At 71.4% G+C, this 23,104-nt stretch carries 15 protein-coding genes; 13 read left to right on the plus strand and 2 right to left on the minus strand.

Annotated elements, in window-relative coordinates; genetic code table 11:
* The 12 genes from ACIQI8_RS23900 to ACIQI8_RS23955 form a co-directional block, all read left to right on the plus strand.
* The coding region (locus tag ACIQI8_RS23900) for an amino acid adenylation domain-containing protein (protein ID WP_402354169.1) at nucleotides 1-2,820 on the plus strand (2,820 nt) is incomplete at its 5' end.
* Nucleotides 2,821-2,854: 34 nt separating this feature from the next.
* Nucleotides 2,855-9,427, plus strand: a complete 6,573-nt coding sequence (locus tag ACIQI8_RS23905; protein WP_402354172.1) for an amino acid adenylation domain-containing protein — start codon at nucleotides 2,855-2,857, stop codon at nucleotides 9,425-9,427.
* Nucleotides 9,428-9,557: 130 nt separating this feature from the next.
* Entirely contained in the window at nucleotides 9,558-10,748 is a 1,191-nt protein-coding gene (locus ACIQI8_RS23910; protein WP_402354175.1) for a cytochrome P450, read from the plus strand.
* Between the two features lie 8 nt (nucleotides 10,749-10,756).
* Nucleotides 10,757-11,965 carry a cytochrome P450 gene (locus ACIQI8_RS23915; protein WP_402354178.1) on the plus strand — a complete coding sequence of 403 codons (1,209 nt, stop codon included), beginning with the start codon at nucleotides 10,757-10,759 and terminating at the stop codon, nucleotides 11,963-11,965.
* A gap of 11 nt (nucleotides 11,966-11,976) precedes the next feature.
* Nucleotides 11,977-12,240, plus strand: coding sequence for a ferredoxin (locus ACIQI8_RS23920; RefSeq protein ID WP_402354181.1), 264 nt, complete (start codon nucleotides 11,977-11,979; stop codon nucleotides 12,238-12,240).
* Entirely contained in the window at nucleotides 12,237-12,548 is a 312-nt protein-coding gene (locus ACIQI8_RS23925) for a phosphopantetheine-binding protein (protein WP_402354184.1), read from the plus strand. The genes ACIQI8_RS23920 and ACIQI8_RS23925 overlap by 4 nt, the downstream gene beginning before the upstream one ends.
* Before the next feature lie 157 nt (nucleotides 12,549-12,705).
* The gene (locus ACIQI8_RS23930; protein ID WP_402354187.1) at nucleotides 12,706-13,269 is read left to right on the plus strand and encodes a hypothetical protein; all 564 of its coding nucleotides are present in this window, start codon (nucleotides 12,706-12,708) and stop codon (nucleotides 13,267-13,269) included.
* Nucleotides 13,266-14,579, plus strand: coding sequence for a peptidoglycan-binding protein (locus tag ACIQI8_RS23935; RefSeq protein WP_402354190.1), 1,314 nt, complete (start codon nucleotides 13,266-13,268; stop codon nucleotides 14,577-14,579). The genes ACIQI8_RS23930 and ACIQI8_RS23935 overlap by 4 nt, the downstream gene beginning before the upstream one ends.
* Complete coding sequence (locus tag ACIQI8_RS23940; RefSeq protein WP_402354193.1) at nucleotides 14,576-15,301, plus strand: ABC transporter ATP-binding protein; 726 nt, start codon at nucleotides 14,576-14,578, stop codon at nucleotides 15,299-15,301. The genes ACIQI8_RS23935 and ACIQI8_RS23940 overlap by 4 nt, the downstream gene beginning before the upstream one ends.
* Nucleotides 15,298-16,554 carry an ABC transporter permease gene (locus ACIQI8_RS23945; protein WP_402354196.1) on the plus strand — a complete coding sequence of 419 codons (1,257 nt, stop codon included), beginning with the start codon at nucleotides 15,298-15,300 and terminating at the stop codon, nucleotides 16,552-16,554. Before ACIQI8_RS23940 ends, ACIQI8_RS23945 begins: the two co-directional genes overlap by 4 nt.
* A 105-nt stretch (nucleotides 16,555-16,659) precedes the next feature.
* Nucleotides 16,660-17,724, plus strand: coding sequence for a 3-deoxy-7-phosphoheptulonate synthase (gene aroF, locus ACIQI8_RS23950; RefSeq protein WP_402354199.1), 1,065 nt, complete (start codon nucleotides 16,660-16,662; stop codon nucleotides 17,722-17,724).
* 305 nt (nucleotides 17,725-18,029) lie between these two features.
* Complete coding sequence (locus ACIQI8_RS23955) at nucleotides 18,030-18,980, plus strand: ParB N-terminal domain-containing protein (protein WP_402354202.1); 951 nt, start codon at nucleotides 18,030-18,032, stop codon at nucleotides 18,978-18,980.
* 194 nt (nucleotides 18,981-19,174) lie between these two features.
* Here ACIQI8_RS23955 and ACIQI8_RS23960 read toward each other — a convergent pair whose 3' ends face one another.
* Together ACIQI8_RS23960 and hppD are read right to left on the minus strand one after the other, a co-directional pair.
* Nucleotides 19,175-20,296 carry an alpha-hydroxy acid oxidase gene (locus ACIQI8_RS23960; RefSeq protein WP_402355944.1) on the minus strand — a complete coding sequence of 374 codons (1,122 nt, stop codon included), beginning with the start codon at nucleotides 20,294-20,296 and terminating at the stop codon, nucleotides 19,175-19,177.
* Nucleotides 20,297-20,342: 46 nt separating this feature from the next.
* On the minus strand, nucleotides 20,343-21,467 hold the full coding sequence (hppD, locus tag ACIQI8_RS23965) for a 4-hydroxyphenylpyruvate dioxygenase (protein WP_402354205.1): 1,125 nt from the start codon (nucleotides 21,465-21,467) through the stop codon (nucleotides 20,343-20,345).
* A gap of 216 nt (nucleotides 21,468-21,683) precedes the next feature.
* Between hppD and ACIQI8_RS23970 the strand changes: the two genes are divergently transcribed.
* Nucleotides 21,684-22,952: a prephenate dehydrogenase gene (locus ACIQI8_RS23970; RefSeq protein WP_402354208.1), complete on the plus strand. Its 1,269-nt coding sequence runs from the start codon at nucleotides 21,684-21,686 to the stop codon at nucleotides 22,950-22,952.
* Nucleotides 22,953-23,104 lie beyond the last annotated feature (152 nt).

Consider the following 23,104-nt stretch of genomic DNA (forward strand, 5'->3'; position numbering starts at 1 on the left):
TTGGTGGCGCTGCGGCCGGATCATGCGGCGTATGTGATCTACACGTCCGGCTCCACGGGCACGCCCAAGGGCGTCATCGTCCCCCACGCCGGACTCGGCAATCTGGCGAAGGCGCAGATCGAACGCTTCGCGGTGGGACCGGAGTCCCGGGTGCTGCAGTTCGCGTCGGTGAGTTTCGACGCGGCCGTCTCCGAACTGTGCATGGCCCTGCTGTCAGGCGCGTCGGTCGCCGTATCCGCCCCGGACCGGCTGCCGCCGCAGGTGTCCCTGTCCGAGGCGCTGCGCGAAACCGGCGCCACCCATGTCACCGTGCCACCGACCGTCCTCGCCGTGGAGGACGAACTGCCCCCGGAACTAAGGACGGTCGTCGTGGCCGGTGAAGCCTGCCCCGTCGGGGTCGTGGACCGCTGGTCACGGGACCGTCGCATGGTGAACGCGTACGGTCCGACCGAGGTGACCGTCTGTGCCACCATGAGCGAGCCGCTGACACCTGGTGCGGACCTGGTGCCGGTAGGCCGCCCGATCTCCAACGTGCGCACCTTCGTCCTCGACCCGTTCCTGCTGCCGGTGCCGCCCGGCACGGCCGGTGAACTCTATGTGGCCGGCGCAGGGTTGACGCGGGGCTATCTCGGCCGCCTGGCACTGACGGCGGAGCGGTTCGTGGCGTCTCCGTTCGCCTCGGGCGAGCGGATGTACCGCACGGGCGACGTGGTCCGCTGGACCGACGACGGTGAACTCCTCTTCGTGGGCCGGGCCGACGACCAGGTCAAGGTCCGCGGCCACCGCGTCGAACCGGGTGAGATCGAGGCGGTCCTGGCCACCCACCCGTTCGTCGCCCAGGCCGCGGTCGCCGTACGCGGGGACCGCCCAGGTGACGAGCGTCTGATCGCCTACGCGGTGGCCGACCCCACCACGGACGCCGTACGGCGGAAGGACGATCTGCCCGCCGTCCTGCACGACTTCCTGCGGGACCGCCTTCCGGAGTACATGGTGCCGACGGCCGTGATGGTCCTCGACACCCTCCCCCTGACCCCGAACGGCAAGGTGGACCGGGCATCGCTGCCCGCTCCCGATTTCGCCGAGCGGGCTGTGGGGCGGGCGCCCGTGGGTGAGTTGGAGGAGTTGCTGTGTGTGCTGTTCGCCGAGTCCCTGGGGCTGGAGCGGGTGGGCGCGGATGACAGCTTCTTCGAGTTGGGCGGGGACTCGATCATGTCGATGCAGTTGGCATCGCGTGCTCGCAGGGCCGGTCTGGTGATCACGCCTCGGCAGATCTTCGAGGAGAAGACCGTCGAGCGACTGGCCGACGTCGTCGAATCCGCGGACTCACAGGCGAACATCGTCATAGAAGACGTGGCCGAAGGAGAAGTGCCGTGGACGCCCGTCATGCGGACACTCGGCGACCGGGTCGTGCGCCCCGACTTCGCGCAGTGGACGGTGGTCGGTGCTCCATCGGACCTGGACCCGGACGTACTGGGCCGGGCGGTGGGCGTACTGCTGAACACGCACGGCATGTTGCGGGCGCGGGTGGCCGCAGGCGGCGAGTCGAGGTTGATCGTGGACGAGCCGGGTTCGGTGGATCCGTCGGCCCTGATCACTCGGGTCGAGGCGGGCGTTGAGGAATTGGACGCGGTGGCGGGGCGTGCGGCCCGTGAGGCGGTCAGCCGTCTTGATCCGGCGGCCGGGGTCATGGTCCAGGTCGTGTGGGTGGACGCGGGCCCGGGTCGGGTGGGCCGACTGGCATTGGTCGTGCATCACTTGGCGGTGGACGGGGTGTCGTGGCGGATTCTGCTGCCGGATCTGCAGACTGCGTACGAGGATCTGGTGGCCGGTCGTTCGCCTGTGCTCGATCCGGTGGGTACGTCCTTCCGTCGCTGGGCGGGGGTTCTGGCCGAGCAGGCTGTCAGCCCCGAGCGGACTGTCGAACTCGACGCCTGGCTGGCCTTGTTGGGCGAGGAGGGCCCGACGCTGGGCCGTCGCCTCTTGGACCCGGTTGTGGATGTGGCCCGGACGTTGCGGCGCCGTGAGTGGGTGGTGCCTGCCGGGCAGGCGGCCACGCTCGCTGGTCGGACGCCGGCGGCGTTTCACTGCGGTGTTCATGAGGTGTTGTTGTCGACGCTGGCCGGCGCGGTGGCCAGTCGTCGGCCGGACATGAGCAGCGTGCTCGTGGACATCGAGGGCCACGGTCGTGAGCCGTTGGAAGGTACCGAACTGTCGCGCACCGTTGGTTGGTTCACCAGCGTGCAGCCAGTCCGACTCGACGTGAGCGGCATTGACGTGGAAGGGGTGTTCCGGGGCGGATCCGCGGCCGGGGACCTGGTGAAGGTGGTCAAGGAGCAGGCCCGCGCGGTGCCCGGTGACGGGATGGGCTACGACCTGCTGCGTCACCTCAACCCGGAGACGGCGCGGGTGCTTTCGGCGGCTCCGGCTGCGCAGATCGGGTTCAACTATCTGGGCCGGTTCTCCGCCGCCTCGGCGGATGCGGGTCCGGCCAGGCCCTGGCAGATGGCCGGGAACAGTGCCGTGGGTGGTTCGGCCGATGCCGACATGCCCGTGGCGCACGTACTGGAAGCGGGTGCCGTCATCCGTGACACGGCTGAGGGTCCGGAGCTGACGCTCACTCTGAGCTGGCCCGAGGGAGCACTGGACACAGCCGATGCGGAAGCCCTCGGCACGGCCTGGACGGACCAACTCGCCGGACTTGCCGCGCACACCGACGCGCCCGCCGCCGGCGGACACACCCCCTCCGATTTCCCCCTCCTGAACCTCGCGCAGAGCCAGATCGAGGAACTCGAAGCCGGACTCGCCGGCGAACAGCAGTAGCCACAGTCGCAGGACTCTGTGAGGAGAGAGTGCAATGACCCGATCCCTTGTCGAAGACGTGTGGCCGCTGTCGCCGTTGCAGGAGGGCATGTTGTTCCACGCGGCCTTCGACGGAGGCCCCGACGTCTACACGGTGCAGTCCGCCCTGGACATCGACGGACCCGTCGACGCGGTCCGGTTCCGGGCCTCCTGGCAGGCGCTCGCCGCCCGTCACGCGGCCCTGCGTGCCTGCTTCCGCCAGGTCAGCGGTGGCCAGATGGTCCAGGTCGTCGCACGGGAGGTGAAGCTGCCCTGGCGGGAGACCGATGTCTCGCAGCTGACCGAAGGCGAGACGGCGGCTGAGGTGGACCGGCTGGCCGCGGAGGAACTGGCCGAACGGTTCGACCTGGCGACCGCGCCCTTGTTGCGGTTGCTGTTCATCCGGCTCGGACAGAACCGGCACCGGCTGATCATGACCTTCCATCACGTCCTGATGGACGGTTGGTCCATGCCGGTCCTGCTCGGCGAACTGTCCGCGATCTACGCGGCCGACGGCGACGCCTCGCGCCTGCGCCGAGCCCCGTCCTACGGCCAGTACATGAGCTGGCTGGCACGCCAGGACAAGGAGGAGGCGAGGACCGCCTGGCGAAGGGAGCTGTCCGGTGCCGACGAACCGACCCTGGTCGCACCGGCGGATCCCACCCGGGCCCCCGTCTTCCCGAACCATGTCTTCGGCGAACTCCCCGAGGACACCACCCGTGCCCTCGGTGACCTCGCCCGCAGCCACGGCCTCACCATGAACACGGTGGTGCAGGGCGCGTGGGCACTGGTGCTGGCGCGCCTGGCCGGACGCGACGACGTCGTCTTCGGAGCGACGGTGGCCGGTCGGCCCGCCGAACTGCCAGGCGTGGAATCGATGGTGGGACTCCTCATCAACACGCTCCCGGTACGGGTCGCCCTCGACGGCACGCAGTCGGTGCTCGACCTGCTGCAACGGCTTCAGGAACGGCAGACCGGGCTCATGTCCTACCAGTACATGGGACTTTCGGAGATCCAGAAGGTGTCCGGCCCCGGAGCCGTGTTCGACTCGCTTGTCCTGTACGAGAGCTTCCCTGCCCCGCCTGCCGCTCCGGCGCTCCCCGACGCCGTGTCCATCAGGCCGTCGGGCATGGCGCGCGACGCGTCCCACTATCCGATCACCCTGGTTGTCACTCCGGGTCCGCGGCTGCGCTTCAAGCTGGACTACCGCCCCGACCTCTTCGACGAGACCACCGCGGAGTCGATCTTCCGGCGAGTGGTCCGGGTGCTGGAGCAGATGGTCGCTGATCCCGCGGCTCGGGTCGCCTCCATCGACGTACTGGATGAGCGTGAACGCGCGGCGGTGGTAGGGGAGTTCAACGACACGCGGCGGTCGTTCCCCGACGGGACTCTGCTGGATCTGTTCGGTTCTCATGTGCGGGCGATACCTGAGGCGGTGGCGGTTCGTTCCGGCAACGAGGGGTTGTCGTATGGGGAGTTGGATGCGCGGTCGGATCGGCTTGCGCGGTTTTTGGTGGGTGCTGGGGTAGGTCGTGAGCGGGTGGTGGGTCTGTGTCTGCCGCGTGGGGTCGACATGGTGGTGGGGGAGTTGGCGGTGTGGAAGGCGGGTGGTGCCTTCGTGCCGTTGGATCCTGACTATCCCTCGGACCGGTTGCGGTTCATGGTCGAGGACAGTGGTGCGGGTGTGGTGCTGGCCACGGCGGAGACCCTGGCCCGGGTGCCGACCGGCCCGGCCCGTGTGGTTCTGCTGGAGGAGGTGCCTGAGGCACCTGAGGCGAGTGCACTGCCGGGTGTGACCGATCAGGGTCAACTGGCCTATGTGATCTACACGTCGGGTTCGACGGGTCGTCCCAAGGGCGTGGCGGTCGCTCATCGCGGTGTGGTGAATCTGGTGCAGGCGATGGCGCCTGCTCTGGGTGCGGGTCCTGGTGTGGTGACGTTGCAGTTCGCGTCGTTCAGTTTTGATGCGGCGATCCTGGACGTGGCGGTCGTGCTGGGGTCGGGCGGGACACTGGCGGTTGCTACCGGTGAGGAGCGTGCGGAGCCCGGCGCGTTGGCCGGGATGATTGCCGCGCACGGCGTGAGCACGGCCAGTGTGGTGCCTTCCCTGCTGGGAGTGCTGGATCCGGAGCAGGTGTCCGGTATGAACACCTGGGTGCTGGGCGCGGAACGCCTCAGTGCCGACCTGGCGGCGAAGTGGGCGCCTACGGCGAAGATCTTCAACACCTACGGCCCGACCGAGGCCACGGTCATGGTGACGGCCGGCCCTGTCGTCGACGACATCAAACCGACCAGCGAGGCACCCGCCATCGGCCGCCCGTTGTCCAACTCCCGTGTGTACGTGCTGGATTCCTTCTTGCGGCCGGTGCCTCCGGGGATCACGGGTGAGGTGTATGTCACGGGTGCGGGTCTGGCCCGCGGCTATGTCGCCCGCGCCGATCTGACGTCGGAGCGGTTTGTGGCCTGCCCGTTCGCGGACGGTGGGCGCATGTACCGCTCGGGTGACTTGGCCCGCTGGAGCACTGATGGTGAGTTGTTCTTCGTCGGTCGGGCGGATGCGCAGGTGAAGGTGCGTGGCTTCCGTATCGAACTCGGCGAGATCGAGGCTGTGTTGACGGCGCATCCTGCTGTTGCTCAGGCCGTGGTCGTCGCACGTGAGGATGGTCCCGGCGACAAACAACTCGTCGGCTACCTCGTACCGCAGAGCCGGCCCGAGAGCCAAGGGCAGGACATCGACATGCGCCAGGTCCGCGCGCACCTCGCCGACCGGCTTCCGGAGTACATGGTCCCGGCCGCACTCCTGGTTCTCGACGCGCTGCCCCTCACTCCCAACGGCAAGATCGACCGGGCCGCCCTGCCCGCCCCCGACTTCGCCGGACGGGTCTCGGACAGTGCGCCGGTCGGGGAGACGGAGGAGAAGCTGTGCGCGCTCTTCGCCGAGGTGCTGGAGCTGGAGCGGGTCGGCGTCGACGACAACTTCTTCGACCTGGGCGGTGATTCGGGGCTGGCGATGCGGCTCGCCGCCCGTATCCGCGAGGAACTCGGTTCCGACCTGAGCATGCGGCAGTTCTTCGGCGCTTCGACGCCCGTGGGTGTGGCCCGCATGCTCGCGGCGAAGGCACGGCCGGAGCTCGGGCCGGCCGAACGGCCGGAGGAGATACCGGTCTCGGTGGAACAACAGCGCACCTGGCTGATGGCGGGCCTGGCCGAGGAGGCGGGTGGCGCCCACCGGAGTTCGGTCGCCCTGCGGCTCAGCGGCGCCCTGGACCGGTCGGCTCTGGAAGCGGCGCTCGGGGACGTCGCCGTGCGGCACGAGATTCTGCGCACGCGGTTCACCGGCGGACGGGCCGACGACCTGCGTCAGCGGGTTCTGGATGCCGACGATGTCGCGGCCAGGCCCGCGCTGTCCTTGACCCGTGCCGGTGAGGAGGATCTCGCCGGACTGCTCGCCGAGCGGTCGGGTCGCGCGTTCGATCTCGCGCGTCAACTGCCCTGGACGGCGGACCTGTTCGAGTTGTCCGAGACGGAGCACGTGCTGTTGCTGGTCGTGCACCGGATCGCCGCCGACGACGCCTCGCTGGAGATCGTCGTCCGTGACCTGGCCGCCGCCTACGGTGCCCGCCGTACGGGACGCAGGCCCGAACGGGCCGCGCTGTCGCTTCAGTTCGCCGACTACGCGCTGTGGGAGCGGGAGCTGCTGCGGGGCGCGGAGGAACCGGACAGTCTGGTCAGCGACCAGCTCACCTACTGGAAGGAGCGGCTGGCCGATCTGGAGCCGGAGCTGCCGCTGCCGTTCGACCGGCCGCGACCGGTGCTGGCCGACCACCGGACCGGGTCCGTGCCGCTGAGCCTCGACGCGGACACGCACGACCGGCTGGTGGACACCGCCGAAGCCGAGGACGCCTCGGCCTCCATGGCCGTACAGGCAGCCCTGGCGCTGCTGTTGACGCGGCTCGGTGCCGGTGACGACATCGTGCTCGGAACCCGGCTCTCGCGGCGCTACGAGGAGGGCGACCTGGAAGGCGTGGTCGGGCCGCTGACCCACCCGCTGGTGCTGCGGACCGACACGTCCGGTGATCCGACGTACCGGGAACTGCTGCGCCGTGTGCGGGAGGTGAACCAGGAGGCTCTGCGGCACGCGGACGTCCCGTTCGAGCGGCTCGTGGACGTGCTCGGGCAGCCGGCCTCGGCGGCCCGCCACCCGGTGTTCCAGGTACTGGTGGAGGTCAGCGACCTGAGTGTGGACGAACTGGACGCGGCGGACCTGCCCGGACTGCGCACCACGCGGCTGGACGGCGTCCTGGGCGACACCGAGCTGGATCTGTGGTTCGCGCTGAACGAGCGCACCCACGGGGACGGCACGCCCGACGGCATCGAAGGCCTGCTGCGGTACGCCACCGAGCTCTTCGACGCCTCGACGGCAACCGCGCTCGCGGGTCGGCTCGTTCGGGTGCTGGAGCAGGTCGCCGCCGATCCGGAGGCACGGCTGAGCGAGGTGGACGTGCTGCTCGGGGAGGAGGAGCGGCGCCGGCTCCTCGGCGAGGCCGGGGACCCCGGGGGGGACCTCGCCCACGACACCGTGCTCGGTCTGCTCGCCGAGCAGGTGGCACGGACGCCGGAGGCCGTCGCGGTGAAGGGGCAGGACGGGACGCTCAGTTACCGGGCGCTGGACTCGGTGACCGACCTGCTCGCGCGCCGGCTGTCCCGGCGGGGCGTGGGTGCGGAGCAGCGGGTCATCGTGATGCTGCCGCCCGGTGTGGGCTTCACCGTCGCCCTGATCGGCGTACTGAAGGCCGGTGGTGTGTGCTCCTTCGTCGATCCGACCCGGCCGTTCATCGGCGGCGCGGACGGTCCGGGGACGCGCAGTCGGCCCGCCGCGCTGGTCTGCACGGCGGCCATGGCGGGGCGGATGAACGCGGACAGCAGGATTCCGGTGCTGTGGATCGACGACCTGACCGAGGAGGGCGCGGAGTTTCCGGCCGTCGGGGCGACGGACGGGATCGCTCCGCCGTCCTTCCGGTCCGGTGGGGCGGCCGTCGTTCTCGACGCGCCGGTGGCGGACGGATCCGTTCCCGGCTCGGTCGTCGACCACCGGGCGCTGCTGCACCAGACGGCGCACCGGCTGCGTACCGCGGTCACCGGCACCGCACCCGCGCTGCTGGACGCGCGTGCTCCCGTCGGCGCGTTCCTCGTGCCGCTGCTCGCGTCGCTGAGCGGGGGCGGTGGCGTCCGGTTCGTCGTGCCGGGAGAGGACGCGGTGGCCCTGGCCGACGGGCACGACACGACCCTGGTCACCACCCGGGAACGGCTGCGGAAGGTCATCGGGCCGGAGGCGGGACACCGTCCGTTCGCCGAGGTCACGGTGGTGGAGGACGGTCGGCCGGTCACCGACGAGGAGGCGCGCGAATGGCTGGACCTGCATCCGCGGACCCCGCTGGTGAGCAGCTTGGCCGCGGTCGGGACCGCGGGGCCGTGGCTCGAACACCGGCCGCTGCCCAGCGATTCGGCGCCGGCGCGGCTTCCGGCGGGCAGGCCCGTGCACGGCAGCCGGGCGCTCGTCCTGGACGACCTGCTGCGCCCGGTTCCGCCGGGGGTCGTGGGCGACGTCTACGTGACCGGCACCCCGCTGTCCCGCGGACTCACGGGCGGCGCCTCCCTGACCGCCGAACGCTTCGTGGCCTTTCCCTACGGAAAGGCGGGCGAGCGGATGCTGCGCACCGGGGAACGGGCGCGGCGGAGCTCCACCGGGCTGCTCGTACTGCGCGACCCCGGCGAGGAGCGGGACAGGACGTCCCGGGCCCGGCGCACGGTCACCGACAGCCGGGAGCTGGAGGTGCTGCTCCCCCTGCGGGCCACGGGCGACCGCCCGCCCCTGTTCTGCCTGCACGAGACGACCGGACTGAGCTGGATCTACGCCGCCCTCCTCCAGTACCTGCCGCAGGACCTGCCGGTCTACGGCGTCCAGGCACGGGGTCTGACCGGCGCCGAACCGCCGGCGGACAGTATCGAGGAGATGGCGGCGGACTACGCCGAGCAGATCCGCTCGGTGCAGGCCACCGGCCCCTACCACCTGCTCGGCTGGTCGCTCGGCGGGGTCCTCGCCCACGCCGTGGCCGCCCGGCTGGAGGAACTGGGCGAGGAAGTGGCCCTCCTCGCGATGCTCGACGCCTATCCACGCAACGGCGTCGGCACGTCCCTCTACAGCTACGACGACGAGGAGACACCCGAAGGACGGGACAGCGGGCGCCGGATGCAGCGCGGCCCCGGCGGTCAGGACATCACCGGGGTGAGCGGCCCGGCCCTTGAGAACGTCAGGAAGGTCATCCAGAACACGGCCGGATTCATGCCCGACCACACACCGGGGCACTTCCGCGGCGACCTGTTGGTCTTCGTCGCGACGCAGGACCGCCCCGAGGACAAGCCCATAGGGGAGGCCGTCGCGAGCTGGACGCCGTACGTCGGTGGAGACGTCGAGTCCCATGAGATCGCCGCCCGGCACAAGGAGATGCTCAAGCCCACCCCGGCCGCGCACATCGGACGCGTGCTCACCGAGAAACTCGGTAAATACGTCGGCGCGGAAAAGGAGTGAGATTCCGGCACTCCCGTATTCCCTCTCGGAATTGGTCAGTTGGACATTCGTTGACGCTCACGCCGTGCGATTTCACACTCGGACAGTGGGCCACGGAACCCGCGGTGAGAACTGAGAAAGGGAATCGCCGATGCCGAAACCCCCGGAAATACCTCTGCACAACCGCCGGGCCGGACTCGATCCGCTGCCCGAACTGGGTCGTACGAGCCGGGAGTGCCCCTTCACGGAGACCGCCGCGCCGGGCACCTCGGCGCGTGCCTGGCTCGCCTCCGGCAATGAGACGGTCCGCACGGTCCTCGGCGACGCCGAACGGTTCAGCACCCTGCCGCCGGCGGACAGCAAGGAGGACTCCCGCCGGCTCATCCAGCCCGGCAACCTTCTCCAGTACGACCCGCCCGAGCACACCAGGCTCCGCCAGCTGCTCACCCCCGAGTTCACCCTGCGCCGGATGCGGCGGCTGGAGCCCCTCATCGCGGACATCGTCGCGGACCGGCTCGACGCCCTCGAACTGGCCGGTCCGCCCGCCGACTTCATGCGCCACTTCGCATGGCCCGTGCCCGGCCTGGTCAGCTGCGCGCTGCTGGGCATCCCGCAGGACGACCACGCCGAACTGGCCCGGAACCTCGACATCACGCGCGCCACCAACCGCAGCCGGCAGCAGCAACAGGCCGCCGGAAAGGCCTACATGGCGTACATGCACAAGCTGATCGGGAACAAGCGGCGCGATCCCGGCGAAGACCTGCTCGGCAGGCTGATCCGGGAGCACGGCGACGACATCACCGACGACGAACTGGTCGGCACCGCGGCCACCACCATGGCCGCCGGGTTCGAGAACGTGGCGGGCACCCTGGGCCTCGGCGCCCTGGCGCTGATGCAGCATCCAGACCAACTGGCGCTGTTCCAGGACCGGCCCGAGGTGGTCGACCGGGCCGTCGAGGAGCTGATCCGGTACGTCTCGGTCATCGCGACGGCCTCCCCGCGCACCGCACTGACGGATCTGACCATCGAGGGACACGAGGTCAAGGCGGGGGAGACCGTGGTGTGTTCACTGATGGCCGTCAACCGGTTCCAGGCCGTGCCGTCCCCGCAGGCCTCGCGCGAAGAACTCGACATCACCCGGGAGATCACCTCCCACCTGGCCTTCGGACACGGCATCCACTACTGCCTGGGTGCCCCGCTGACCCGGCTGACCCTCCGGATCGCCTTCCCGGCGCTGCTCGCCCGCTTCCCCAAGCTGCGGCCCGCGGTGCCGCCGGAGGAACTGCGCTACCGCACGCTGGCTCCCAACTACGGCGTCGACGCGCTGCCGGTCACCTGGTAGGGGACGAGATGCCACGCGAAACGACCGAGCTGCCCGTACACACCCGCCGGACCCGCTTCGACCCCTCGGACGACCTGCGCACGCTCGCCGGCGGTCGCCCCGTCGCGCGCCTCCCCGTGGGCCCCGGCACGGACGGCCGGCCCGTCTGGCTGGTCACCGGATACGAGGAGGTGCGCCAGGTCCTGGGCGACCACACGCGCTTCTCCACCCGCCGGCGCACTGGCACCCCGCACGGGCCGCGGACGCCCGACACCGGCCGGCCGGAGCAGTCCGTCGGCCAGCTCATGGACTACGACCCGCCCGAGCACACCCGCCTGCGCCGCCTGCTGACACCGGAGTTCACCCTCCGCCGGCTGCGCGGGATGGAGCCGTACATCACCGAGACCGTGACCGAACGCCTCGACGCCATGGAGGCGTTCGGGCCACCGGCCGACCTGGTGGAGCGGTTCGCGTCGCCGGTGCCGGGGGCGGTGCTGTGCGAGCTGATCGGAGTGCCCCGCGACGACCGCGACGACTTCCTGCGCCGGGGCCACGCGCACCTGTCGGCCGCACGGGGACGACAACGCCGGGCCGGCGCGGGGGAGTCGTTCCTGCGGTACCTCACCGGCCTGGTGGAACGCCAGCGCAAGGAGCCCGACGACGGCTTCCTCGGCGCCCTCGTGCGCGACCACGGCGACGAGCTGACCGACGAGGAACTGCGCGGCCTGTGCGTCCTGTTGATGCTCGCCGGACTCGACAACATCTCCGGCATGATCGGCCTGGGCACCCTCGTCCTGCTGGAACACCCCGCCGAACTGGCCGCCCTGCGCGCGGACCCGAAGACCGCGGACCGGGTGATCGACGAGCTGCTGCGCTATCTGTCCGTCCCGCACGCCCCCACACCCCGGATCGCCCTGGAGGACGTCCTGATCGGCGGGGAGCTGGTCCGCGAGGGCGAGAACGTCGTCTGCTCGCTGCCGATGGCCAACCGCGATCCCGCCCTCACCCCGGACCCCGACCGCTTCGACCCCGGCCGCGCCCCGGTGCCCCATGTCGCCTTCGGGCACGGCATCCACCACTGCCTGGGCGCCGCGCTGGCCCGCGTCGAACTGCGCGTCGCGCTCACCGCGCTGCTGACCCGCTTCCCTTCGCTGCGCCCGGCCGTACCCGCCGAAGAGGTGCGCTTCCGGGTCCGGTCGCCCGCCTACGGGCTGGAGCGGCTGCCGGTCGCCTGGTGAGAGGAGAACGCGTGGACGGGGAGCTGGAGATCGAGGTCGACCGGGACAGATGCGTGGGCGGCGGCATGTGCGCGCTGTTCGTGCCCGCGGTCTTCGACCAGTCGGACGACGACGGCAAGGTCCTGCTCAGGATCCCGGTACCGGGTGCCGGGCTGACCGGATCGGTGCGGGGGGCCGCCACGCGGTGTCCCTCGGGCGCGATCACACTCCATGAACGGCGAGGGGACACCATGAAACACGGGGAGGACACCATGAGTACGAGGGGGACACCATGAACGAGGACACCGCCGGCCAGGCCGGCCCGGGGGAGCTGCGCCGGTTCGTGGTCACCCTGTGGTGCGCCGAACTCGGCGTACCGGACGTGGGCGACACGGACGACTTCTTCGCCCTGGGCGGCCATTCGCTGGCCGCGCTGAACGTGCTGACCGACGTCGAGGACGCCTACCAGGTCGAGTTGGACACCCGGGCCGTCGTCGAGCATCCGACCTTGTCGGACTTCATCTCGATGCTGGCCTCGCTGATCGGCGTCGCCCCCGCGACCCCCGACGACGTCCGTGCGGCGGCCTCCGGGAGCGCCGCCTGACCGACCACCGCACACCGACCCACGGCCCGGTGGGCGGCGGGACGAGAGACCCTCGTCCCGCCGCCCGCCGGGCCTCTTCGTGCCTCGATGTCATGGGTGTTGCTGGTGCCGCCTTTTGTGTCCGTCGTGTGACCGCCCGCTGCGTAGAACTGGGCGCATGTTCACTCCGAAGAAGCGAGCTCTCTCGCACACCGCACTGGCCGCGTCGGCACTCGCTGTCGCCCTCTTCGTGACCGGGTGCTCCGACGACCCCAAGACCGAGGCGTCGACCGACGTCGGCGCCGGCGCCTCGGCCTCGCCGACCAGCCCCTTCGAGAAGGCCCTGGACTACGCGCAGTGCATGCGCTCCAACGGCGTCCCGAGCTTCCCCGACCCACAGCAGGACACCGGTGGGGTCCGGATCAGCCCGGGTGACGTCGACCCGAACTCCAGCGAGTACCAGAAGGCGGAGGAGGCCTGCCGCGACAAGATGCCGCAGGGCGGGGGCGGCGCGGCCGCCGGCGGCGGCCAGCTCGACTCGGCCAAGGTCGCCGAATGGGCCAAGTGCCTGCGGGAGAACGGGCTCACCAAGCTGCCCGACCCGGAGATCAACGGCGGCAACATGACCATCGACCCCAAGGCGGCGGGGATCACGCCCGAGCAGTTCCAGCAGGCGCAGCAGGCCTGCCAGGACAAGTACCCGGGCGGTGGCCTGATGCTGGGACCGGGGCCGGGCCAGTGACGACCTCCGACGAGACCGAACTCGCCGTGCGCGGCGAGGAACCGAACGCCCTGGAGCGCAGGGCACCGGACACCGTGGCGGACACCCGGGCCGGCGAGGGCGCCGAGCCGCCCGCCACCACGGGCGACGACGGCGGATCCGACACCGACGACCCGGCGCCCGCCCGCGGTGGCCGCAGGCGCCGTCCGCTGCGCACCGCGCTGCTCGTGGTGATCGCCATCGCGGTGGCGGCGGCCGCCGGGATGGCCGCGTCCGGCACGTTCGGCAGCGACGGCGAGAACTCCGCGGACACCGCGCCGTCCGGGCCGCCCGCCACGACCAAGGTGCAGCGCACCACGCTGACCGCCACCGAGACGGTGAACGGCAACCTCAGCTACGGCGACGCGACCGACGTACAGGCGCCCGCCGCCGCGTCCGGCACCGGCCAGCAGGGCTCCGGCGGGAGCACCGGGGCGGGCGTTATCACCTGGCTGCCGACCGACGGCGTCGTCCTCAAACGCGGCGACACCGTCTACCGCGTCGGACAGGAGAAGGTGCCGCTGCTGTACGGCTCCATCCCCCTGTACCGCACCCTGGAGACCGGGGACGAGGGCGAGGACGTCAAGATCCTCGAGAAGAACCTCAAGGCCCTGGGCTACACGGGGTTCACCGTCGACGACACCTACACCTCCGACACGGCCGACGCCGTCGAGGAGTGGCAGGAGGACCTCGACCGGCCCGAGACCGGCACCGTCCAGGTGGGCGACGCCGTCGTGGCCTCCGGTGCCCGCCGCGTCGCCGAGGTCAAGTCGGTCCCCGGCGCCCTTCTCAACGGCAGCGTGCTGTCCTGGACGGGCACCGCGCGGGTCGTGAACGTCGACCTCGACCCGCAGTACGAGGACCTTGTGAAGAAGGGCACCAAGGCGACCGTCACCCTCCCCGACGACACCACCGTCGAGGCCGTGGTGACCGACGTCGGCACCCCGCCGCCCACCCAGGGCGGCTCCGGCACCGACTCGGGGGAGCAGTCCGGCAGCGGCGGCAGCGACGAGGCCACCATCCCCGTACAGCTGGAGATCAAGGACCAGAAGAAGCTGGGCCGTTACCAGGCCGCCCAGGTCGACGTCGTCCTCAAGGCCGAGACCCGCGAGAACGTCCTCGCCGTACCCGTCAACGCGCTCACCGCGCAGCGCGGTGGCTACGCCCTGGAGGCCGTCACCGACAAGGGCGTCGAGTACGTCCCGGTCAAGCTCGGCATGTTCGCGGGCAACCTGGTCGAGGTGACCGGGACGGACATCAAGGCCGGCATGGTCGTGGGGGTTCCCAAGTGACCGGTCCGTCCCACCCCGTCGTCCATCTGAGCGGGGTAACCAAGACATACGGCGACGTCCACGCCCTCAAGGGCGCCGACCTCGTCATCCGGCGCGGCGAACTGCTCGCCATCGTCGGGCCGTCCGGCTCGGGCAAGTCGACGATGCTCAACATCATGGGCACCCTCGACCGGCCCACCGACGGCACGGTGCGCATCGCCGGACACCGCACGGACGAACTTTCCGACCGTGAGCTGTCCGCACTGCGGGCCGGCACCATCGGCTTCGTCTTCCAGCAGTTCCACCTCGCCCCCGGCGTGGCGTCGGTGGACAGCGTCGCGGACGGGCTGCTCTACAGCGGCAGGCCGCGCGCCTGGCGGCGCCGCAAGGCCGAGACCGCGCTGCGCCGGGTCGGCCTCGGCCACCGGCTCGACCACCAGCCGCACCAGCTGTCCGGCGGTGAGAAACAGCGGGTCGCCATCGCCCGCGCCGTACTGGGCGATCCGCCGCTGCTGCTCGCCGACGAACCGACCGGCGCGCTGGATTCGCGCTCGGGCGCGGTGGTGATGGAACTGCTGCACGAACTTCACGAGGCGGGCACGACGGTGGTGGTCATCACCCACGACCGGGACATCGCCGGGTCCCTGCCCCGCGAGGTCCGGGTCAGGGACGGCCTGATCGAGTACGACAGCGGCCGTCCGGCGGAACTCGCCGACCGAGTCCCCCAGGAGATCACCTCATGAGCACGCTCCACACCGAGCCGGACACGGCGGAACGGGACCGGGTGGCGCTGCCGCCGCCGGCCCGCCCCAAGCCGGCCAGGATGGGCCCGGCGGACGTGGTCCGCGTGGGCGGTTCCGGTCTGCGGTCCCGGCCGATGCGGGTCTTCCTGTCCGCGCTCGGCATCGCGATCGGCATCGCCGCGATGGTCTCGGTGGTCGGCATCTCCAGTTCGTCCACCGAGGGGCTCAACCGCAGGCTCGCGGCGCTCGGCACGAACCTGCTCACCGTCACCCCGGGGCAGTCCATCAGCGGCGACACCGCGCATCTGCCCGACGAGGCGGTCGGCATGATCGGCAACATCGACGCCGTCGAGTCGGTCTCCGCCATCGGCAAGACGAGCGCGAAGGTCTACCGCAACGACCACATCCCCAAGGAGGAGACCGGCGGCCTCACCGTCGACGCGGCCCGCACGGACCTGCCGAAGAGCATCGGGGCCACGCTCGTCGACGGACGGTGGCTGAACGGCGCCAACAACCGCTATCCGGCGGTGGTGCTCGGCGCCAAGGCGGCGCAGCAGGTCGGCGTGCACCAGGCGGGCGAGGACGTCCAGGTGTGGATCGGCGGACGGTGGTTCACCGTGGTCGGTCTGCTCGCCCCCAACGAACTCCTCCCGGAACTGGATTCCGCGGCCCTCGTCGGATGGCCGGTCGCCGAGCAGCTCCTGGACTTCGACGGGTACCCCACGGCCGTCTACACCCGGACCGACGAGTCCGCCGTCAACGACGTGCAGGCCGTCCTCGGTGCCACCGCCAACCCCGAGAACCCCAGCGGTGTCAACGTCTCCCGGCCCTCCGACGCGCTGGCCGCCAAGGAGGCCACCGACGACGCGCTCAGCGGGCTGCTGCTGGGCCTGGGCGGGGTGGCCCTGCTGGTGGGCGGTGTCGGTGTCGCCAACACGATGGTGATCTCCGTACTGGAACGGCGCTCCGAGATCGGCCTGCGCCGTTCACTGGGCGCCACCCGCGGGCAGATCCGCACCCAGTTCCTGTCCGAGGCACTGCTGTTGTCCGCGCTCGGCGGACTCGGCGGCGTGCTCCTGGGCATCGGGGTCACGGCTGGCTACGCCGCCTACCAGGGTCTGCCGTCCGTGGTGCCCCTGTGGGCGATGGTCGGTGGCGTCGGCGCCACCCTCGCCATCGGCGGCCTCGCCGGCTTCTACCCGGCCGTCCGCGCCGCCCGGCTGCCGCCCACCGAGGCCCTGGCCACCACCTGATACGGCGACACCCCCACCGGTGATCCCCCGCACGGAGGGGGTGTCGCCTCCCCGCACCCGCCTGTCGTCCGCGCCATGCGGCCGTCAGCAGACAGAGGAGAAGTCATGGTCGTGGTGATGGCCCCGGAAGCCACCCAGGAAGACATAGAGGCCGTCGTCGAACTCGTGCGCGCGGCGGGCGGGGACGCCTTCGTCAGCCGCGGGGTCTCCCGCACCATCGTCGGACTCGTCGGTGACGTCCAGGACTTCGAGGCACTCAACCTGGGCGCTCGCCGCGGTGTCCTCCAGGTCATGCGTGTGTCCGCCCCGTACAAGCTGGTCAGCCGGGAGCATCACGCGGCGCGCTCCGTGATCAGGGTCGGCGGGGTGCCGATCGGGCCCGGCACGCTCAGCCTGATCGCCGGGCCCTGCGCGGTGGAGAGCGCCGAACAGACGCTCCAGGCCGCCCTGTTGGCCCGGAAGGCGGGCGCTTCGTTGCTGCGCGGCGGCGCGTTCAAGCCGCGCACCTCGCCCTACTCCTACCAGGGGCTCGGCGAGGCCGGTCTGCGGATCCTCGCCGAGGTCCGCGCAGAGACGGGGCTTCCGGTGGTCACGGAGGTCATCGACCCCGCCGACGTCGACATGGTCGCCTCCTACGCCGACATGCTTCAGGTCGGCGCCCGCAACATGCAGAACTTCGCGCTGCTCCAGGCGGTGGGCCGGTCGGGCCGGCCGGTCCTGCTCAAGCGCGGTCTCAGCGCCACCATCGACGAATGGCTCAGTGCCGCCGAGTACATCGCCCAGCGCGGCAACCTCGACATCGTGCTGTGCGAGCGCGGCATCCGCACCTTCGAGAGCGCCACCCGCAACACCCTCGACATCAGCGCCGTCCCGGTCGTCCAGCGGCTGTCGCACCTGCCCGTCATCGTGGACCCCTCGCACTCGGGTGGCCGCCGCGACCTGGTCGTACCACTGGCCCGGGCCGCGCTCGCGGCCGGCGCGGACGGTGTCATCGTCGATGTGCACCCGCGGCCCGACCAGGCGCTGTGCGACGGCGAACAGGCACTCACCGGAGACGACATCCGGGAGATCGCCGACGCCGTCACCATCCTGTCGCCGCTGATGGGCCGCTCCCTCGCCATGCCGCTGGCCGCCCGTCCCGGCACCCGGCGCGTCGCCCGCGCGAACTGACCTTCGCACAAACCCCGTACCCTTCCCGGGGAACATTTCATTCCGGCCGTTTACCCGGCTCCCGCAACCCCTAGGAAACAGGGGGTGTAAGGGTCGTCCGGGCGCTGCGAGCAGGGGTTTCGATGTGGATTCGATGCTGTTAATTTCGGACACATACGCGGAAGCACGACAACCGCTGAAATCTTTTGCTCCACATCGTCCGGGGGGAGTCGAGGGCATTGGAAACAGGGTGGTTCCCGCAATCCCAGGCAAAGCGAGGCGCCGGGACCGAACCCGAGGAGGAAGAGCTCGACCAACAGCCGGTCGTGGAAGTCGAAATCGACACGCTCGATCTCTCGGGTTCACCACGACTGGCCGGAGAACGGCCCGAACACATTCATCTGCTGGCCGCGATCCAGGATCCGCTGCCGCCCATCACGGTGCACCGGTCGACGATGCGTGTCATCGACGGCTTCCACCGGCTGAAGGCGGCCCGCCTTCGGGGCGGACACACCATCACCGCCAGATTCTTCGACGGGGACGAGGCGGCGGCCTTCGTCCTGGCGGTGAGACTGAACGTCGCCCACGGTCTGCCACTGGCCCTGTCGGACCGTAAACGCGCCGCCGACCGCATCATCGTGACGCACCCTCAGTGGTCGGACCGGCGGGTCGCCTCCGTCACCGGGATCTCCCCGGGGACCGTCGGCGACCTGCGGCGCCGGATGAGCTCGGACGTCGCGCCGACCGGGCACCGCCTGGGCCAGGACGGCCGGCTGCGACCGGTCGACGGCAGCGTGGGGCGGCTGCACGCACAGGAGTTGCTCACCGAGGACCCGAGCCTGTCACTGCGGCAGGTGGCCCGGGCGGCGGGCATCTCCCCGGAGACGGCCCGCGACGTACGCAACCGGCTGCGCAACGGCGAGGACCCGCTGCCGCGCAGGCGCCGAGGCGCGACCGAGACCCGGACCGACCGGTCCGAGGTCACCGCACTGGGGCTCGCCCGCACGGGCGGCCGTTCCCGCGGCGAGCCGGTGCTGGACCGGGCCGCGCTCGTGAAACGTCTGACGGCCGACCCGGCCCTGCGGTTCACGGAGACGGGACGCAACCTGCTGCGCCTGCTCGCGCTGCACACGGTGCGCAAGGAGGAGTGGGACGCCATCATCAACAACGTCCCGCCGCACTGCACCGACATCGTTGCCGACCTGGCCCGTCAGTTCGCCGACCTGTGGTCGGAGTTCGCGGTGCGGGTCAGCGACGAGGTGCCGCAGATCGGCTGAGCGCCGACGGGACCGGGCGTCCGAGTGTCGAAAACGGACGGTTGGACGCCCGGTTTCCGGTACCGGGGTTCAGCGATGAACAGGGGGTGGGGGGGGGGGGGGGGGGGGGGGGGGGGGGGGCGGGGGGGTGGGGGGGGGCCCCCCCCCCCCCCCGGGGGGGGCCCCCCCCCCCCAAACCCCCGACCCCCTGTTCGCTACTCACTCCCGTAGGGGTTCACCGCCTGCGCGCCGGTGCGGACCGTGCGCAGGCGTCCCGCCTCGGCGACGCCCGCGCAACCGGACAGCCCGAGGGCGTCCCGCAGTTCGTCCGCCAGCAGCGCCAGCACGCGCGCCGCGCCCGCCTCGCCGGCCGCGGCCAGGCCCCACATCAGAGGCCGACCCACCAGGACGCCGTCGGCGCCGAGCGCGAGCGCCCGCAGCACGTCGGTGCCTGTGCGCACCCCGCTGTCCATCAGCACCTGACAGTGCGTCCCGACGGCCTTCGCCACCGGCCCCAGCGCCTCGACGCTGGGGAGGGCGCCGTCGAGCTGACGGCCGCCGTGGTTGGAGACCACGACCGCGTCCACCCCGGCCTCCGCCGCCCGCACCGCGTCCTCCGGTGCGAGCACGCCCTTGAGCACGAGCGGCAGGCTCGTCCACTCCCGCAGCGCCCGCACGGTACGCCAGGTCACCGAGGAGGAGAACGTCTGCCGGGTGTGGGCGGCCACCGCCGACACCTCGTCCCCGGGACGGCGGTGCGCCGCGGACACCGCGCCCCGCGCGAGGTGCTCCGCCGTCACCCGTGCCGGCAGCGTGAAGCGGTTGCGCACGTCGCGCATCCGGCGCCCCATCCAGGGCACGTCGACCGTGAGCACGATCGCCTCGCAGCCCGCGTCCTCCGCCCGGCGCACCAGGTTCAGGGACCGCTCCGCCTCCCGCAGCCAGTACAGCTGGAACCACACCGTGCCCCCGAGGGCGGTCAGTTCCTCGACCGGGACGCTGCTGAGCGTGGTGGCGGTGAAGGGCACACCCGCCGTCTTCGCCGCGCGGGCCACGGCCAGTTCGCCCTCCGGGTGCAGCAGCCGCTGGTACGCCACGGGGGCGACCGCGACCGGCATGTCCGCGGGCCGGCCCAGCAGCGTGGCGTCCGTCGTGCACGCGGAGACGTCCCGCAGGATCCGGGGGACCACGAAGACACGGTCGAACGCGGCGCGATTGGCGCGCAGCGTCGTCTCGGCGCCGCTGCCACCCGCGACGAAGTCCCTGACATCGGCGGGCAGTACGGCCAGCGCCGCCTGTTCGAAATCGCCCAGGGAGTGGGCCCGTTCCGGATCCATGACGAGCGGACTCACCACGCCGGCGCCGCCCGCCGTCGGCTCCGGATCAGGGCTGGAAGCCACGCTGACCCGTCCGCTCCAGTTCCACGGCCTCGTAGAGCGCCTTGATGTTGGAACTGCCGAAGGTCTCGGCGCCCTGCCGCTCGATGACCTCGAAGAACAGGGTGTGCTTCGGGTGGGTGGAGGCGGTGAAGATCTGGAACAGCTGCCCGCCGTGGTCGGCGTCCGCGAGCACGTGCGTGGCCCGCAGGTCCGCCAGCCGCTGCGGATCCAGCTCGATGCGCTCGCCGAGCAGGTCGTAGTAGGCGGACGGCGTGTTCAGGAAGTCGACTCCGCGACGCCCCAGGGCGCGTACGGACCGGACCGCGTCCTCGGACGAGAACGCCAGGTGCTGGACGCCCGCGCCCTGATGGCCCTTGAGGAACTCGTCGATCTGGCCGGGCTGGGCGGACGCGTCGGGCTGGATCAGCGTCAGGGTGACCGAGCCGGAGGGACTCTGCACGACCTTCGAGTCCATGGCCTGCGCGCCCACCACGATGTGCTCCTCGAAGACGTCGAGGAACCCCAGGGCGCGCATGTAGTAGTCCACGGTCGGTGCCAGGTCACCGGCGTCGAGGCAGACGGCGACGTGGTCGATGTCCACCAGGCCCACGTCGTCGGCCCGTTCGTCGTGGCCGCGCAACGCCGGCACGAACCCCGACGGCAGTCCGGGGCCCGCGCCGGGAGCGCGCTGTACCAGCGTGTGCACGACGTCGCCGAAACCTTCGAGGACGGCGCTGACCTCGGGGCCGCCCGCCGTGCCGGGGCCGCCCTCCGTGTGCCGGGTGGGAGCGCGGCGGCTGCGGGCGCCACGGGCGACGGCGGCGGTGAACGCGGCCCGTACGTCCGCGGTGCGCAGCGCGATGTCGGCGACACCGTCGCCGTGCGCGGCGACGTAGGCGGAGGCGGGGTGCTGATCCGAGGTGGCCTGGGTCAGCACCAGGGTGATCAGGCCGTGGCGCAGCGCGATGCTGCGGTGGTCGGCCGAACCGCCGGTGCCGTCGACGGTGAAGGCGTACCGGTCGACCCAGTTGAATACCGCTTCCTCCAGATGCTCGACGTACAGCTCGACATAGTCGACGGAGAGGTCGCCGAGCGGATCGGCGGCCCCGGTACTCGATATATCCCGCATGTGTCCCCCAACCAGAAAAGGAACGAGTTTTCTGCACTGTAGGGCGCGTCCTGCGGAAAAGGCCACGCGCGACGGGCGGCATTGGTTGGACGGGAAAACGGAGCCGGCCGGATCCATATCGGTATTCGTCCGCTCTGGCAGTCGGAGGGGACGGCTTCATAAACTCGGTCCGCATTTCACTCGCACGTCGATGGCTTTTGGACGGAGTGATGTCTCATGGTGCGCACGATGGCCGTCGTCGGTACGGGGCTGATCGGCACCTCGGTGGCGCTCGCCGCGAGCCTGCGCGGAGTGACGGTCTTTCTCTCCGATCGTGACCCGGTGGCCGCGCGGACGGCCGCCGCGCTGGGGGCCGGGCTGGCCGAGGAACCCGTCGGGCCGGTGGACCTGGCGGTCCTCGCGGTGCCGCCGAGCGCGGTCGGTGAGGTGCTCGCCGGGGCCCAGCGGCGGTTCCTCGCCCGCAGCTACACCGATGTGGCCAGCGTGAAGTCCGTGCCCGTGCGGATGGCCCTCAGCCAGGCTCCCGACCCGGCCCGCTTCGTCGGCGGGCACCCGATGGCAGGACGCGAACGGTCCGGTCCGCTGGCCGCGCGGGCCGACCTGTTCCATGGCCGGCCCTGGGCGCTCACCCCGTCGGAGTGCACCTCCGACCTGGCGCTTGCGTTCGCCCGGGAGCTGGTGGAACTGTGCGGCGCGGTCCCGGTGTTGACCGGCAGTCGCGACCACGACGAGGTCGTGGCCCTGACCTCGCACGTGCCACACCTGGTGGCCAGCCTGATGGCCGCGCGGCTGCGAGAGGGGCCCGAGGGGATGTCCCGGTTCGCCGGACAGGGGCTGCGGGACGTCACCCGGATCGCGGGCGGTGACTCCCGGCTCTGGGGCGACATCCTCCAGGCCAACGCCCCGGCCATCGCCGGGGTCGTCAGGGAACTGCACGCCGACCTGTCCCGTCTGGTGACGGCCTTCGACCTACTGGCCGAGGCGGCCGCGGAGACCGGGTCCGGGTTCGATGCCACATCCGGATCCACCGCCGACCTCGGCCCCGCCCCCGGCCCGAGCGGACATGAGCGCGGTCTGCGGGCGATGGTCGATCTGCTCGACCGGGGAGTGGAGGGCCTGGCCGAGCTGCCGGTCGTCGGGGCGGGCGGCGGGGTGGCCGACGCCGGGATACTGGTGGCCGTCCCCCTGCGCCCCGGTGCGCTGGGCGAACTGCTGCGTGTGGTGGGGGAGTTCGGAGTCGCCCCGGAGGAGACCGCGGTCCTGCCGGCCGGCGGCGACGCGGTCGGCGGGGCGCTGGAGATACGGATCCCGGTCCCGTCCGCGCTGGCGAAACCCGTACTCCGTACCCTCCGTGCCGAGGGGTGGGCAGCCGAGCCGGCGGCGCCACCGCGGCCGGTGCCGGGATCGCCGACCGGGTCCCGGCGGCAAACATTCCACTTGCATGGCTCAGATCGATCTACCGGCAGAGCCGACGCGCACCTCTGACGCATGGGGCCACAGAAGTGTTTCGGCCAGTTGTGGCGAGGGTGACCTTCCGGCCGTCCGCGTACACCCGGGTGGTACCGGCCACGGCCGGGACGCGAGTGCGGTGTGCTGAAGTGGAGGTACGAGGTGCCGTCCGGCACGCGTCGGCGTCG

This window comes from Streptomyces sp. NPDC092369 (genome assembly GCF_044755245.1).
Lineage (GTDB): Bacteria > Actinomycetota > Actinomycetes > Streptomycetales > Streptomycetaceae > Streptomyces.

Excerpts from the sequence above, each read along its gene's own strand:
- ACIQI8_RS23905 (WP_402354172.1), top strand. The coding sequence starts at position 2,855 with ATGACCCGATCCCTTGTCGAAGACGTGTGGCCGCTGTCGCCGTTGCAG.
- ACIQI8_RS23945 (WP_402354196.1), top strand. The coding sequence starts at position 15,298 with ATGAGCACGCTCCACACCGAGCCGGACACGGCGGAACGGGACCGGGTG.
- aroF (WP_402354199.1), top strand. The coding sequence starts at position 16,660 with ATGGTCGTGGTGATGGCCCCGGAAGCCACCCAGGAAGACATAGAGGCC.
- ACIQI8_RS23960 (WP_402355944.1), bottom strand. The coding sequence starts at position 20,296 with ATGGATCCGGAACGGGCCCACTCCCTGGGCGATTTCGAACAGGCGGCG.
- ACIQI8_RS23970 (WP_402354208.1), top strand. The coding sequence starts at position 21,684 with ATGGTGCGCACGATGGCCGTCGTCGGTACGGGGCTGATCGGCACCTCG.
- ACIQI8_RS23910 (WP_402354175.1), top strand. The coding sequence starts at position 9,558 with ATGCCGAAACCCCCGGAAATACCTCTGCACAACCGCCGGGCCGGACTC.
- hppD (WP_402354205.1), bottom strand. The coding sequence starts at position 21,467 with ATGCGGGATATATCGAGTACCGGGGCCGCCGATCCGCTCGGCGACCTC.
- ACIQI8_RS23925 (WP_402354184.1), top strand. The coding sequence starts at position 12,237 with ATGAACGAGGACACCGCCGGCCAGGCCGGCCCGGGGGAGCTGCGCCGG.
- ACIQI8_RS23915 (WP_402354178.1), top strand. The coding sequence starts at position 10,757 with ATGCCACGCGAAACGACCGAGCTGCCCGTACACACCCGCCGGACCCGC.
- ACIQI8_RS23930 (WP_402354187.1), top strand. The coding sequence starts at position 12,706 with ATGTTCACTCCGAAGAAGCGAGCTCTCTCGCACACCGCACTGGCCGCG.